The sequence below is a fragment of the Bradyrhizobium sp. U87765 SZCCT0048 genome, from assembly GCF_018131225.1.
GTDB lineage: Bacteria > Pseudomonadota > Alphaproteobacteria > Rhizobiales > Xanthobacteraceae > Bradyrhizobium_A.
The window spans coordinates 2,220,896-2,235,033 of the sequence record NZ_JAFCMM010000001.1 but is presented as its reverse complement, the minus strand read 5'-3'; the positions used below and the strand labels follow the sequence as shown (position 1 = coordinate 2,235,033).

Annotated in this window: 14 protein-coding genes; 3 read left to right on the top strand and 11 right to left on the bottom strand. The window is 66.4% G+C overall.

Annotation, left to right across the window (positions count from 1 at the left end; genetic code table 11):
* The first annotated feature begins 41 nt into the window (after positions 1 to 41).
* Together JQ639_RS09885 and JQ639_RS09880 are read left to right on the top strand one after the other, a co-directional pair.
* The gene (locus tag JQ639_RS09885) at positions 42 to 572 is read left to right on the top strand and encodes an adenine phosphoribosyltransferase (protein WP_211965938.1); all 531 of its coding nucleotides are present in this window, start codon (positions 42 to 44) and stop codon (positions 570 to 572) included.
* Between the two features lie 187 nt (positions 573 to 759).
* Positions 760 to 1,434 carry a Crp/Fnr family transcriptional regulator gene (locus tag JQ639_RS09880; RefSeq protein ID WP_211966546.1) on the top strand — a complete coding sequence of 225 codons (675 nt, stop codon included), beginning with the start codon at positions 760 to 762 and terminating at the stop codon, positions 1,432 to 1,434.
* A gap of 33 nt (positions 1,435 to 1,467) precedes the next feature.
* On the opposite strand, the gene JQ639_RS09875 is transcribed toward JQ639_RS09880, so the two are convergent.
* The 6 genes from JQ639_RS09875 to JQ639_RS09850 form a co-directional block, all read right to left on the bottom strand.
* Positions 1,468 to 1,923 carry a GFA family protein gene (locus JQ639_RS09875; RefSeq protein WP_211965937.1) on the bottom strand — a complete coding sequence of 152 codons (456 nt, stop codon included), beginning with the start codon at positions 1,921 to 1,923 and terminating at the stop codon, positions 1,468 to 1,470.
* Positions 1,924 to 1,952: 29 nt separating this feature from the next.
* Positions 1,953 to 2,621, bottom strand: a complete 669-nt coding sequence (locus JQ639_RS09870) for a P-loop NTPase family protein (RefSeq protein ID WP_211965936.1) — start codon at positions 2,619 to 2,621, stop codon at positions 1,953 to 1,955.
* A 158-nt stretch (positions 2,622 to 2,779) separates the two neighbouring features.
* Positions 2,780 to 3,517: a P-loop NTPase family protein gene (locus JQ639_RS09865; protein ID WP_211965935.1), complete on the bottom strand. Its 738-nt coding sequence runs from the start codon at positions 3,515 to 3,517 to the stop codon at positions 2,780 to 2,782.
* A 158-nt stretch (positions 3,518 to 3,675) separates the two neighbouring features.
* Positions 3,676 to 4,869 carry a M48 family metallopeptidase gene (locus JQ639_RS09860; protein ID WP_211965934.1) on the bottom strand — a complete coding sequence of 398 codons (1,194 nt, stop codon included), beginning with the start codon at positions 4,867 to 4,869 and terminating at the stop codon, positions 3,676 to 3,678.
* 25 nt (positions 4,870 to 4,894) lie between these two features.
* Positions 4,895 to 5,455, bottom strand: a complete 561-nt coding sequence (locus tag JQ639_RS09855; RefSeq protein WP_211965933.1) for a LemA family protein — start codon at positions 5,453 to 5,455, stop codon at positions 4,895 to 4,897.
* A gap of 154 nt (positions 5,456 to 5,609) precedes the next feature.
* On the bottom strand, positions 5,610 to 5,990 hold the full coding sequence (locus JQ639_RS09850; protein ID WP_211965932.1) for a COG4315 family predicted lipoprotein: 381 nt from the start codon (positions 5,988 to 5,990) through the stop codon (positions 5,610 to 5,612).
* 180 nt (positions 5,991 to 6,170) lie between these two features.
* On the opposite strand from JQ639_RS09850, the gene JQ639_RS09845 reads away from it, so the two are divergent.
* Positions 6,171 to 7,577 (top strand): adenylate/guanylate cyclase domain-containing protein, encoded by a 1,407-nt coding sequence (locus JQ639_RS09845; RefSeq protein WP_211965931.1) that lies wholly within the window; start codon positions 6,171 to 6,173, stop codon positions 7,575 to 7,577.
* Between the two features lie 41 nt (positions 7,578 to 7,618).
* Here the strand turns inward: JQ639_RS09845 and JQ639_RS09840 are convergent, their stop codons facing one another.
* From JQ639_RS09840 to JQ639_RS09820, 5 genes are all read right to left on the bottom strand, one after another.
* Entirely contained in the window at positions 7,619 to 7,915 is a 297-nt protein-coding gene (locus JQ639_RS09840) for a hypothetical protein (protein WP_211965930.1), read from the bottom strand.
* Between the two features lie 138 nt (positions 7,916 to 8,053).
* On the bottom strand, positions 8,054 to 9,025 hold the full coding sequence (locus tag JQ639_RS09835; protein ID WP_211965929.1) for a small ribosomal subunit Rsm22 family protein: 972 nt from the start codon (positions 9,023 to 9,025) through the stop codon (positions 8,054 to 8,056).
* A gap of 23 nt (positions 9,026 to 9,048) precedes the next feature.
* Positions 9,049 to 12,513, bottom strand: a complete 3,465-nt coding sequence (smc, locus tag JQ639_RS09830; protein ID WP_211965928.1) for a chromosome segregation protein SMC — start codon at positions 12,511 to 12,513, stop codon at positions 9,049 to 9,051.
* A 356-nt stretch (positions 12,514 to 12,869) separates the two neighbouring features.
* Positions 12,870 to 13,532, bottom strand: a complete 663-nt coding sequence (locus JQ639_RS09825) for a DsbA family protein (RefSeq protein ID WP_211965927.1) — start codon at positions 13,530 to 13,532, stop codon at positions 12,870 to 12,872.
* A 110-nt stretch (positions 13,533 to 13,642) separates the two neighbouring features.
* Complete coding sequence (locus JQ639_RS09820) at positions 13,643 to 14,122, bottom strand: DUF721 domain-containing protein (protein WP_211965926.1); 480 nt, start codon at positions 14,120 to 14,122, stop codon at positions 13,643 to 13,645.
* Positions 14,123 to 14,138 lie beyond the last annotated feature (16 nt).

Genomic DNA, 14,138 nt, shown 5'->3' with positions numbered 1-14,138 from the left:
GGGAGCGGACCACTGGATCAACTGAGAGGCGATGGATTCGCATGAGCGATTTGAAATCGGTGGTTCGCACCATCCCGGACTATCCCAAGCCGGGTGTGATGTTCCGGGATATCACCACGCTGCTCGGCGACGCGCGCTCGTTCCGCCGCGCCGTCGATGAGCTGGTGCAGCCCTGGGCAGGCGCCAAGATCGACAAGATCGCGGGCATCGAGGCGCGCGGCTTCATCATCGGTGGCGCGGTGGCGCACCAGCTGTCCGCCGGGTTCGTGCCGATCCGCAAGAAGGGCAAGCTGCCGCACACCACGGTGCGCATCGCCTATTCGCTGGAATATGGCGTCGACGAGATGGAAGTGCATGCCGATGCCATCCATCCCGGCGAGCGCGTCATCCTGATCGATGATCTCATCGCCACGGGCGGCACCGCCGAGGGCGCCGTGAAGCTGATGCGCCAGATCGGCGCCGAGGTCGTGGCGGCCTGCTTCATCGTCGATCTGCCGGAGCTCGGTGGCGCCGACAAGCTCCGCGCCATGGACGTGCCGGTACGCACGCTGATGGCCTTCGAGGGCCACTGAGCCGCTGGCGCATGCCGGCCGCCTGATCCGCGTCGAGCGATAATTGGCCGCAGCCGTTCCCGGCACGGACGGGGGCCGGATGGCTTCCGCAGGCCTGTCGTGTGCTAAGCTGCCCAAATGGGCCGGCGAGGGTGCCGCGGTGATCCGCGCCGACCGGCGTGGTGCGGCGCGACGGGTGGCGATGACCATGATTTCTGCGGACTATCTCAAGCGGATCGCGGCCTGGTCGCGCGCACTGAGCGAAGCCGAGCTCGAGCGCGCTCGCGCCGGCATCACTGAGAAATCTTACAAGGCCAACGAATTCATCTGCCTGCGCGGCGATCGCTTCGATTACTGGACGGGCGTTGTGTCCGGCCTCGTCAAGATGGGCACCGTCTCGCGTGAGGGCAAGGCCATTGGCTTCACCGGTGTCACCGCGGGAGCCTGGATCGGCGAAGGCACCATGCTCAAGGACGAGCTGCGGCGCTATGATCTCGTGGCGCTGCGCGACACGCGTCTGGCGATGATGGACCGCGCGACCTTCCTGTGGCTGTTCGAGAACAGCGTCGCGTTCAACCGCTTCCTGGTCGGCCAGCTCAACGAGCGTCTCGGTCAGTTTATCGGCCTGCTCGAATACGACCGCATGCTCGACGCCACCGCGCGCCTTGCCCGTTGCATCGCCTCGCTGTTCAATCCGATCCTGTACCCCGACGTGACGCGCCATCTCGAGATCACGCAGGAAGAAGTCGGATCGCTGTCCGGCATGTCGCGCCAGAACGCTAACCAGAGTCTCAAGGTGCTGGAGAAGGAGGGGCTGTTGCGGCTCGAATATGGCGGGATCACCATTCTCGATCTCGACGGCCTGCGCGGCTACGGCGAGTAGCGCGGGCGCCGCAGGCGAGGATGGACCGGTCGCCTATCGGGACTGTTCGCGATATTCAGCGAGCAGAGACGGAAATTGCTCCATCTCCGGGAACTTGTCGAAGCTGTGGAGCGCGGACGTGGTCGCCCAGGGCAGTTTCTCGCAGGTATAGGTTTCGATGAACGGCCGATACCCGCGGGCATCATCCAGCATCGTTGCGCGCACGTTGACGAAATCTTCCATGCCCTCGGGGCGGGTGAAGACCCAGCTCATGCAGTAATCGCAGAAGAAATGACGGGTTGCGCCATGCAGGCCGCCAATCACCGGTTCGCCCGATGTGACCGTGAAGGCTGCGCTCGGGTGGAGCGCGCTGAGCGAGAACGCGCTGGCCGTCATGCGCTGGCAACCGGTGCAATGGCAGGCCATCGTGATCAGCGGCGCGCCTTTCACCGTGAAACGAAGTCGTCCGCAGCGGCAGCCGCCGTCATGGGAAGCGTTCGGGTCGGTCATCATTCGTCTCCGTCGCGCGTTGGGATCGATCACATCCGGTAGCGGTTGAGGTGCAGCTCGATATCGCGAAATGCGATGTAGTTGCGCCGGATCCACTGGTTGAGCTCGGAGGAACTGTCCGTGTCCTGGCGCAGGAAGCCGGTGAACGAGAAGTTGCGGCGCTCGATATAGGTCTTGAGGAACGGCGGCAGCGCACGGATGTGCAGGGTCGCGAGGCCGTCATAGGAGGCAGGCGGCTCGCCATGCAGCACCTGCTCGTTGTCCACGGGCACGAGGGCGGCGTCCGGAAATGTCCGTCGCAGGCGAGCAAAATACGCGCCGGACTGGCGGTCGGAATCGGCGACGAACATCAGGATCGGATCGACGCCGCGGCGGCTCGCTTCCTTGATGAAGCCGATCTCCTCGATCATCTTGAAGAACTCGTCGTAAGCGTGGAAGCCGAGATCGAGCACCTTGCCGATGTCGTCGTTGACGATCAGCCGTTCCATCAGCTGGATCTTGCCGAAGGTGTCCATCACGTCGGCCGTCTCGGTGATGGTCGGCAGGAAGTCGACCAGCGACGGTTCCTTGTCGTTGACGTCGAACGCCACCACCTCACGGCGCTGGAGCAGCAGAAATTCAGCCAGCAGGCGCGCCAGCAGCGTCTTGCCGACGAACGGGCGGGTCGAGCAGACGATATAGACGGGCGTGCGGCTCATCAGTGCGGCGGATCAAATACAGTCACGACGTCCCGCAACCGCGGGACGTGAAAAGCCCTTCGAGCGCCGACCATCGCAGCCGCAACCGTGCTGCGCAAGGCCCGCTGCATGAAGGCCTGCCGCATGCGCGGCCGCGGCGAGACGGCCGCCGCGGGCGGCTAGTCCGGCTTGCGCGTGCCGACGAGGTCGGTCAGCTTGATACGGTCGAACTCGCTCCAGACATTGCCCAGCCAGTGGCGGACATAGCCGCGCAGCACGAACGAGTAGTTCGCCGCTTCGTCGTTGTGGCCCTTGTTGGCGACGAAGTTCAGGAACGGCACCGACGACACTTCGACCTGCTCGTAGGCCATCTCGTTGAGCTTGGGGATGGCGATCTCGGTGGCGTCCTTGATGCGGTGGAAATACGAATTGTACGTCGCCTGGTCCCACTCGAAGAAGCTGGTGTTGTTGATGAAATTCTTCACCAGGAAGTACTTTGCGCCGTTCATGAAGGTCGCGGTCTCGGCGATCTCCTCGAGCGAGGCGATCGACGGGCCGAGGATATGGAACACGGCAAAGGTGATCTGCCCGGACTTCGCCGCATCGAGGAAGCCGATGTCGCGCAGCGACGCGAGGGCGGGCGACAGCAGGCCTGCGCGCACGTCGATCACGGTGACCGACGCGCCGGCGGTGTTGAGGGTATCGAAGATCTTCATCTGGTCCGAGGTGGTCGTCATGTCGACGATCTCGGTAATGCCCGGGTGGAAGCGCTTCAGGGTGCCGCGGGGCGACTCGGTGTCGAACGCCCGGGTCGGAATGTTGTTGGCGCTGAAATAGTCGAGCACTGCGCGCGACACCGTGGTCTTGCCGACCCCGCCCTTGTCCGCACCTACCACGATCACTGCCGGCTTTGCCATGAGATCCCCTTGCCCCAACCGTGCTGATCCGCGGGAAGGCGGATCGTCCCTGTCTGCATTGGGGCGGAACATGGCAGAAACAAGGGAGAATTCAATTCCTCAACGTCAGCGGGGGCCGAATAGCCCCCAGTTCGTTGACCGTGCGGGAAAGCGCTCCATCAGGCGGTGCCCCAGGGGCCCGCAGGCTTGTTCCAGGGCCCCGTGGGCGCATTCGACGGCGGCCCGGGATTGTGCCAGGGGCCTGGTGCCGGCCCGCCGGCACCGCTGGTCGCAGGATCTGGCGCCGGGGAGCCGGGGGGCAACTGCTGCGGGCTGTCCGGCGTCTCCGCGGGTGGCAGCGCGAGCGGGCCAGGGTCATGGCCGCCGGCAAACTGCACCAGCTTTCGGACGCGCGATTCGACCGACGGATGGGTTGCAAACAGGTCGGCGAAGCCCTGGCGGGGGTTGTCGACACACATTTCCATGACCGCGGAGGTCGCCCCCGGCAATTCGCCCCGGTTCTCGATCTTGCGCAGCGCCGAGATCATGGCGTCCGGGTTTTTGGTCAGTTCGACCGAGCCGGCGTCCGCGAGGTACTCGCGCGAGCGGGACAGGGCAAACCGCACCACCAGCGACAGGAACCAGGCGAGCGCGATCAGCGCGACCGCCAGAATGATGACGATGATCGCGCCACCGCCGCCGCTTTTGCGGTCGCCGTCGGACGACGAGGACGATGACGAGGAACCGCGCCCGCCGCCGATCCGGAAACCCGAGTTGAAGAACAGGCGGAAGAACAGTTCGGCGAAGAAGCCGACCACGCCGGCAATGACCACGGCGATCACCATCAACTGCACGTCGCCGTTACGGATGTGGGTCAGTTCGTGGCCGAGCACGGCCTCGACCTCCTGGTCGTCGAGCGCACGCAGCAGTCCTGAGGTCACCGTCACCGAATACTGCCTGCGGTTGAGGCCGGTGGCGTAGGCATTGAGCGCGTCGGCATCCACGATCTTCAGTTTCGGCATCGGGATGCCGCGCGAGATGCACAGGTTTTCGAGGAGGTTATAGAGGCGCGGCTGCTCCTGCCGCGTGACGTCGCGGCCGCCGGTAACCGCATCGATGATCGACTGGTGGAAGAAATAGGCGATCACGATCCATGCTGCGGACCCCAGCGTCGCCAACGGCAATGCCTTGACCAGATCACGCGTCGCGACCGCGAGATAATAGTCCACCGTGCCGCCGCCGTAGCCGATCACCTCGGCGATCAACGCTCCGGCGAACACCATAACGTAGATCAGCAGGAACAGGCCGCCGAGCAGCAGCATCGAACGAAACTTGTTCGACGCAATGTGCGTGTAGAGACCGTAGGCGGCCATGGGATGCGGCCCTGCGGGGACGGCGTCAGAACTTCACGGACGGCGCCTGGTCCATCTGGGTGCGGCTCTCGCCGAGATCGAAGAAGTCCTTGCGGGTGAAGCCCAGCATGCCGGCAAACAGCACGGCCGGCATCTGCTGGATGCCGGTGTTGTACTCCTGCACCGCGTTGTTGAAGAAGCGGCGGCTGGCGGCGAGCTTGTTCTCGATATCAGAGAGTTCGCCCTGCAGTTGCTGGAAGTTGGCGTTGGCCTTGAGGTCCGGATAGGCCTCCGACAAGGCGATGAGACGGCCGAGCGCGCCGGAGAGCTGCCCCTCCGCGGCCGACACCTGCGCCGGGCCCTGGGCCGACAGCGCGGCGTTGCGTGCCTTGACGACGTCGTCGAGCGTGCCGCGTTCATGGGCGGCGTAGCCCTTCACGGTTTCCACCAGGTTCGGGATCAGGTCGTGGCGCTGCTTGAGCTGGACGTCGATGTCGGCGAACGCCTGTCCCACCCGCTGACTGAGCGCGACCAGCCGGTTGTAGGCGCCGAATGCGAGAAAGGCGAGAACGACGAGGACGATGAGAACGATCCAGCCGGTCGACATGGGGGGAGGGCTCCTGGGTGAACTGCAGAGGTCGCGTGGCGGGCAACCTAGACGAAAACGGCGCCGCGGGGCAGGGGCGCCCCGCAGATCATGCCAGCTTTAGTCGTCGCAACGCCTGGAATCGTTCACCCCACGCACAACGGACGGCCGCTATTCAGGGCCTGGCGATGTGCCATACCCCGTTCACGCCGTCGCCGCTGGTATCTCCCGGCGCCTTGTCGTTCTTCCAGGTGTAGAGCGGGTGACCCTTGTAGGCCCACATCCGGCTGCCATCCTCGCGGGCGATGGCGCTCCAGTCGCCCGAGGGCCTGGCGTCCGAGGCGGCGGCCAGCGGGGGCCAGTTCTGGGTGCAGGCGCCGTTGCAGTTCGACTTGCTGGTCGCGTCCTTGTCGAACACGTAGAGGGTCATGCCTTTGGCGTCGACGAGGGCTTTGCCCTTGGCGGTGTCGGCGGTCGTTGCCGGGGCGGTCTGGGCAAGCGCGGCGCCGGTGGCGAGCAGCAGCAGCGCCGCGGCGAGGATCGGAGGTCTCGGCATGATGATAAGGGCTCCTGTCATGAACGGGCGCCAGGTGTCGGCTCCCGCCTTACAAACGCGTGCGTCGGGCCGATATTCCAGATGGTTGTCGCGGATTTTTCGAGTTTGTGACAAATGCCGGCAGGCGAATTCTGCCATATTGCGCTTCCCTGATGTGTCGTTTTGCGCGAGGGTGCGTTCATGACCGAAACAAAGGCCCTGTTCGACGTGCTGCGGCAGACTGCGGATGCCGACGCGGTCGATGCTATCGAGCGCGAGGTTCGCGACGGCTCCGACCGCGCCCTCTGCCGGATCAATGCAATCGAGTTCGCGCGGAAGCAGAACCTCGATGTCGAGCGTGTCATCGCGGCGTTCCTGCACGCCTCGCGCATCGGGCTGTTCGATCTGTCCTGGAACATGCTCTGTCCGGGCTGCGGCGGCGTGCTCGATGCCGGCACAACGCTCAAGACTTTCGATCACGACCGCTACAACTGCGCGCTGTGCGCGGCGGCCTATGAACCGACCCTCGACGAGATGGTCGAGGTCACCTTCACGGTCAATCCGCGCACGCGCCGGATCGCGGCTCACGATCCGGACTCGCTCCCCTATATCGAATACTGCCGGCAGGTGTTCTGGAGCTCCGGCATCGACCTGCCCGACGACCTCGAAAGCCATTTCGACGAGTTTGCGGTGGAGGTGCTGGAGCTGCCGGCGGGCCAGAAGGCGCTGCTGTCATTGCAACTGCCGAGCGAATTCATCATCGTGTTCGACCCGGTGACCCACGCCACCCAGTTCATCGACGTCAAGGGCGAGCCGACACGCGAGCGGCAGTCGCTGACGCTGGTGTTCAACCAGGTGCAGGCGCCCACCGGCACCGTGGAGATGCGGCCGGGGCCGCTGCGGCTCAGCCTGGAGAACCGCACCAATCGCCGTGTCCTGCCCGGCGTATGGGTCGCCAACCAAGTGATGCACGACATGATCGGGCACCGCAAGCCGTTCCTGACGGCGAAGCGGTTGTTGACCAATCAGACCTTCCGCGACATCTACCGCACCGATACGCTCGACGTCGACCAGCGCCTCAAGATCACCAGTCTCACGTTCCTGTTCACCGATCTCAAGGGCTCGACGGAGCTCTACGAGCGCGTTGGTGACCTCGTCGCCTACGATCTCGTGCGCCAGCATTTCAGCGTGCTCTATCGCATCGTTGCCTCCGAGGCGGGGGCGGTCGTGAAGACGATCGGTGACGCGGTGATGGCGACGTTTCCGACGCCGGATCGGGCACTAGCCGCGGCGCTGCGGATGCGCGAGGCGATGCAGGAGATCAACGACCAGCGCGGCGGTGAGGACTTGCTGCTGAAGATCGGCATTCACGAAGGGCCGTGCCTTGCGGTGACCTTCAACGACCGCCAGGACTATTTCGGTCAGACGGTCAACATGGCGGCACGGGTCCAGGGCCTGGCGAAGTCGCGTTCGATTTTCGCCACTAGGTCGATCGTCACCGACAACGATGCGCTGAAGATCCTGGAAAAGTTCGGCCTGCGTCCGGTCGAGCAGCGCGCTGCGCTGCGCGGTATCACTGACGATGCGCTGGTCTACGAGATTCCGTAGGGCGCATCGCCGGTTTTGTCTTTCTCAAGGCTTCGAACGGATCAGGCCCGTGCGCCCTTGAACGGGAAGCTGCCCATCGGGCCGATGCCCATTTCGCCGCTGATCGCGTCGCCATCGACCTTGCCGGAGAACGCCAGTGTCAGCGGCATCGGGTTGGTGATGTCGATCTTCCAGGACACGTCGTTGCCGTTCACGGCGCCGTCGAAAATTTCGGCGGTATTGCCTTCGGCAGATTGCGTGCCGGAGAGGGCTCCGCCCGCACTCGTCAGGGTGAGCGTGGCATGACGCTCGCCCATCGGCGTCGTCATGGTGATATTCCAGTTTCCGTCGACGGACATATGGCTTTCCCCTCGGAGGCTGTGTCGTTGGTGGCTGGCCGCGATGCGCGTCGGCCCTGACCATCGGCGTGCAGCATAGGTGTTCGGCCGTTCTTGGCAATGTGCCAAAACCGCCGGTCGCGGGATTTTTGATCGAGATCAGGTCTCGTTGTCGAGCGCGTCGCCCCATCTCCAGCGTTTTGCAGCGGCGTAGGCGGGTTTGTCGCGACGGGCGATCCTGACCGTGGTTGCCAGGCCGTCGGCCTGGCACAGCTTTGCGGTCACATCGACCTTGCCTACGAGCGGTTGGGCCAGCACGCGCGCGGCCGGGCGGGAGGCTGCCGTGCGGGCAAGCGCGACATAGCTGAACTTTTCGTCCTCGAACGGCAGCTCGACGCCCTTGACCTGCATGTGGCCGCGGGTGCGGGCGAGGCGCTGGACGAAATGGCACCAGTCCGGCGGCGTCAACGGACACGGCGCATCATGTGGGCAGGGCGCGACGACATGGCCACCCGCGGCAACGAGGCGCTGGCGCAGTGCGACGATCCGGGCGTGGCCAGCGGGTGTGCCCGGCTCGACCACCACCAGCAGGTCACGCGTGCGCGACCATAACGCATCGGCGAAGCCGGCATGGTCTCGGTCCGGCAGCTCGCCAATGACATAGCTCGCGACGACGAGATCGGCCTCGGGCGCATCCGCGAGCGTCTTTGCCGCGTCGCCTGCCTGGTAGTGCAATCCCGACAGGGCCGGAATATCCCGGGCGAGCGCAAGCGCAAGGCTGCGCAGCGACGGGTTGGCGTCGATCAAGGTGAAGTCGGTGAGGCTCGGAAAGGTATCGACTGCGGCGAAGGTCGCGGTGCCCGGGCCGGCGCCGACGTCGAGCAGGCGAACCGGCCGCCGTCCAGAATCACGGGCGGCCGCTTGTTGCAGGCAGGCCGCGACCGCGGCGTAGGTCGCGGGCATGCGCGCGAACGCATATGCCAGAGCGTCATCGGTGTCCCGAATGAGGGCCGAGCTGCCGCCGCTGCGGTAAGCACTGGAAATCGCGCCGGCGCGCGCCGCAATGATATTGCGCGGGCGCCCATGGGCAAGCCGGTCGAGAGCGGCCGTGAGTGCGGGAGGCAGCGCCATGCCGCGTCGCCTCCCGCGTGGCGTTACGCCACGTTCTTGTCGAGGATCTCCACCGCGCCTTCGAGGTCGACGGAGACGAGCTGCGACACGCCGCGCTCGGCCATGGTGACGCCGAACAGCCGGTTCATGCGCGCCATGGTGATCGGGTTGTGCGTGATGATGATGAAGCGCGTCTCGGTGGTGCTCACCATCTCCTGCAGCAGGGTGCAGAACCGCTCGACGTTGTGGTCGTCGAGCGGCGCGTCGACTTCGTCCAGCACGCAGATCGGCGAGGGGTTGGTGAGGAACACGGCGAAGATCAGCGCCATCGCGGTCAGTGCCTGCTCGCCGCCCGACAGCAGCGACAGCGACTGCGGCTTCTTGCCTGGCGGCTTGGCGATGATCTCGAGGCCGGCTTCCAGAGGATCGTCGCTCTCGATCAGGTGCAACGCGGCCTCGCCGCCGCCGAACAGCTCGGTGAACAGGCGCTTGAAATGGCCGTTGACGATTTCGAACGAGCCGAGCAGTCGCTCGCGCGCTTCCTTGTTGAGGCTCTGGATGCCCTGACGCAGGCGCTTGATCGCCTCGACGAGGTCGTCGCGCTCGGTGGTCAGCGCGCCGTGCTGGGTCTCGACGTCGCGCAGCTCTTCCTCGGCGCGCAGGTTGACGGCGCCGAGGCGTTCGCGGTCGCGCCGCAGGCGCTCCAGGTCGCCTTCGATCTCGGCGACCGGCGGCAAGTCGGTCTCCGGGGTGATCTCGGCCATCGCCGCGACGCCCTGAGGCTCGATCTCCAGCACGTCGCGGATTTCGCGCTCGGTGTCATCGAGGCGGCGGCGGGCGCCTTCCATGCGTTCCTCGGCGCGGGCGGTGTTCTCGCGCGAGCTCGACAGGGCCTCTAGCGACAGGCGCGCCGCGCGGTCGGTCTCGGCCATCATGTTCTCGGCCTCGGCCAGCGCGTCGGCGGCGGTGCGACGCGCCGCTTCGGCGAGTTCGATTTCGCTGATCAGCGCGCGGCGCTTCTGCTCGAACACCTCGGGGGCGTTCTCGAGCTCGACACGCTCGGCGCTGACTTCGGCGATGCGGGTCTCGATGGTCTCGATCTGAGAGCCGGCACCTTCCTTGCGGCTCTGCCACTCCGTGCGCTCGGCGATGATGGCCTGCACGCGGCGGTCGGCGAGCTCGGCCTCGCGGGCCAGCGCCTGCGCTTCGGCGCGCACCTGGGCGGCAAGCCGGCGATGGCCTTCCATGTCGTCGCGAACCGCGGCGAGTCGCGCCTCGGCTTCGCCGCTGGCGGGCATTTCCTCCAGCGAGATCGTTGCGGACTCGAGCGACGCGAAGGCCTCTTCACGGTCCGAATGCAGGCGCGTGCGGGCTTCGTCGAGCGCGGATTTGCGCGCGGCGTGGCGGTTGATTTCGCGTTCCGCGGCGGCATGGCGCTCGCGGGTGGCGTCGGCCTCTCGCTGTGCGGCGCGCCAGGCGTCGCGGGCGGCGGTTTCGGCAAACGCGGCTGCCTTGAGCTCCTGCTCGGCGTTCTCCAGTGCCTCGCGCTTGGCGGCGGCGTCGAAGCGCGCCTCCTCGAGCTCGGTTTCGATCTCGGTCAGGCGGGCGCGCTGGGCGAGACGCCGGGCGGCGCCGGTCGGCGCGTGCGCTGCAGTGACGAAACCATCCCAGCGCCAGACGTCGCCTTCCAGCGACACGAGACGCTGGCCGGCCTTGAGCCGGCCGGCGAGTTCGGCACCCCGCTCCTTGGCGACAATGCCGATCTGGGCGAGGCGACGTGCAAGTTCTGCGGGCGCGCTGACATGGGCAGCGAGCGGTTCTGCGCCTTCGGGCAGCGCAGGGTCGCCCTCGAGTACGCCAATATCGGTCCAGCGAATCGGCGAGGACGGGTCGACCGGGGCGTCGAGATCGTCGCCGAGCACGGCGCCGAGCGCCTTCTCATAGCCCTTGGTGACGGTGACGCCGTCGATGATCGGCGGCCACAGGTTCTTGGTCTCGCCATCGAGCAGCTTGGAGATGGTGCGCGCCTCGGTCTCCAGGCGCTGCACCCGCTTGTCGGCTTCGACCAGCGGCGAGCGCGACGCTTCCAGCGTCTGGCGCGCGACCACGTGGGCGGTCTCGCTCTCGCGGCTGGCCATCTCGGCCGCGGCGAGCGACTGCTGTGCGGTTTCGATCGCCGCGGCCAGCGCATCGACGTCACCGAATGCGCCGGTCTCCTGGGCGAGCCGCGCGATCTCGGCCTCGACGCTGGCGACCTCCTGATCGAGCCGGGCGACGCGGGTCTGGTGGGTTCGGACGTTGGCCTCGAGCTGGTTGCGCTTGGCGCTGAGGTCCGCAAGCGCGGTGGTCAGCTCGGCGAAGGTGCGCTCGGCGGCGGCCAGCGTCGCGTCGGCCTCGGCGACGCGCTCGTCCGCGCCGCTGCGCTTCTCGACGCGCGCCTTGATCTCTTCCTTGAGCACCGCGTCTTCGGCGTCGAGGCGCTCGAGCGCCACGTCGGCGTCGGACGACTGGCGCTGCTCGCGGGCAATGTCGGCGGTCAACTGGGCGACGCGGCGGTCGAGCTCGGTGATGCGCTCCTTGGCGCGCTCTTCCTCGCGGTCAAGCAGCTCGCGGGCGTTGGTCAGGCGCTGAAGGCCGGCGGCGGCGCGGGCTTCGCCCTCGCGCAGGTGCGGCATTTCCGAAGCGCGGATCGCCTGGATGCGGGCGGCTTCCGCCTGATGGCGGGTGCGCTCCGCCATCTCGCGTACCGCGAGATCATGGACCTGAACCGATTCGTTGACGTCGGCGTGCGCCTGCATCCAGCGCAGGTGGAACAGCATGGCCTCGGCCTTGCGCACCCGTGCGGCGACCTCGCGGTAGCGGATCGCCTGGCGCGCCTGGCGCTTGAGGCCGTCGATCTGGCCCGTGAGCTGGCCGACCACGTCCTCGACGCGTGTGAGGTTGGTTTCCGCGGCCTTCAGGCGCAGTTCGGCCTCGTGGCGGCGGGCGTGCAGGCCGGCGACGCCTGCAGCGTCTTCCAGCACGCGGCGGCGCTGCTCCGGCTTGGCCTGAATGATTTCGCCGATCTTGCCCTGGTGGACGAGGGCAGGAGAGCGCGCGCCGGTCGCTGCGTCGGCGAACAGGATCTGCACGTCGCGGGCACGGACGTCGCGGCCGTTGATGCGGTAGTTGGAGCCGGCCTCGCGCTCGATACGGCGCGTGATCTCGAGGACGTCCTGATCGTTCATCGCCGCCGGCGCGGTGCGCTGGGCGTTGTCGATGGTCATCGACACTTCAGCGTGGTTGCGCGACGGACGGTTACCCGAGCCGGAGAAAATCACCGAATCCATGTCGGTGGCTCGCAGCGATTTATGCGAGGTCTCGCCCATCACCCAGCGCAGTGCTTCGACAAGGTTGGACTTGCCGCAGCCGTTGGGGCCGACCACGCCGGTGAGGCCTGGCTCGATGTGGAAATCCGTCGGCTCGACGAACGACTTGAATCCGTGAAGGCGAAGGCGAGTGAGTTTCATGGACACTGTGCTCTGTTGGCAGGTCGGTCAAATGTCCTGCCGGGTCAAGGCGATAGCGTGCCTGGGCCGTAGCTTAGCTGAGTCGGGGACCGCCGCTTGTATCGGCCGACAATGGCGAGGCCGCGGGGCAAGAGCAACCGGCGGCCGTGGATTCACGAGGCTTTTCCCAAGCCTTTTATCCACAATTTTTCAGCTATTTAGAGCAGCTTTTGCGTGACCGCGAGCATTTTCGGCGCATGGGGCCTGCGCGCTCCACACCCGGCCCTCTGGTTCCGTTGTCGGAACCCTGCGTTATCAAATGAAACGCGGCCCGACGGGCCGCGCCTGGATCCTGGTGGTGACGATCGGGCTCTCGGTCACGCCTTGAGCAGCGGATCAATCATCTTCTGGAAGCTCTCGAACGACGTTTCGCCCTTCACCAGCGTCCCGTTGACAAAGAAGCTCGGGGTGGAATTGACCTTGAGCTTGTCGGCGGCGTGTTCCTGTGTCGCCTTGATGCCGTCGAGGATTTTCTGGTCCTTCAGGCAGGCGTTGAAGGCCTCGTCGCTGAGGCCGGCCTGCTTGCCGATCCGCTTCAGCGGCTCGATCGGCGCCTTCACCACCCAGTCGGTCTGCTGCTTGAACAGCACGTCGACCACGGCGAAGTACTTCTGCGCGTCGTCCTTGGCGATGCAGCGAGCCATCATCGAGCCGGCGGCCGCGACGAGGTCGAGCGGGAATTCACGGAAGATGAATCGCACCTTGCCGGTGTCGATGTAGGCGGCCTTGATCTTGGGGAACACCTCGGCAGTGAACGCCGCACAATGCGGGCAGGTCATCGAGGCGTACTCGACGATGGTCACGGAGGCATTCTCCGGGCCGAGCGCCATGTCGCCGAGCGGGCTTGGCTTGGCGACGTCGGCTGCCGACTGGCTCTGGGCGAAGGCGGAGCCGATCAGTCGCAGCGGCGACAGGCCGGCCAGCGCGACAAGGCCGGTCATGGACAGGAGGGCGGAGAAGGTGCGGCGCGTGAGGATCAAGGGACGTCTCCTGGAGCGGCGGTCAGTCGGATCGGCGGTTCGCGGTGTTCGCTAGCTTGAAACCGCAATTGTGGCAATGGCGCGCCCGGATGCTGAACGGTCGCCGCGCCTCACTTCCACTTGATCGCTGCGCCGAGACGGGCCAGCGCGGTGCGCAGGTCGTCGTCCTCGACCGCGTCGAGCGTGGCGGCGACGCGCGCCACATCCTTCGGGTCGGGCGGCGGGGGCCGCTTGGGCCGTGACGGCCTGGACAACGGCGCCTGGCGCAGTGCCAGCCGGCCGATCGCATTCCAGCCGAAGAAGCGGTTGACCCTTTGCAGGATGACGTCCGAGGTGTGCTGGATCTCGAGCGCCATCGGTCCTTCCACCCGCAGCACCAGCGTCGCCGGCTCGGCCGGGCGGCCCTCGACCTGGCGAGGCCACTGGATCTTGAGCGGCTGGGAATGGCGTGCGATCTCGGCGCCGGCGATTTCGCCCCAGCGGGTCACGAGTTCGCGCGACGCGAAGCCCTGCTTGGCGAAGACGTCGTTGATGGCCCGGCCGGCGAGGACGGACAGCGGTTTGGCGGTGATGGGGCCGGGCTTGTTCATCGTGGGGGCAGCCGGA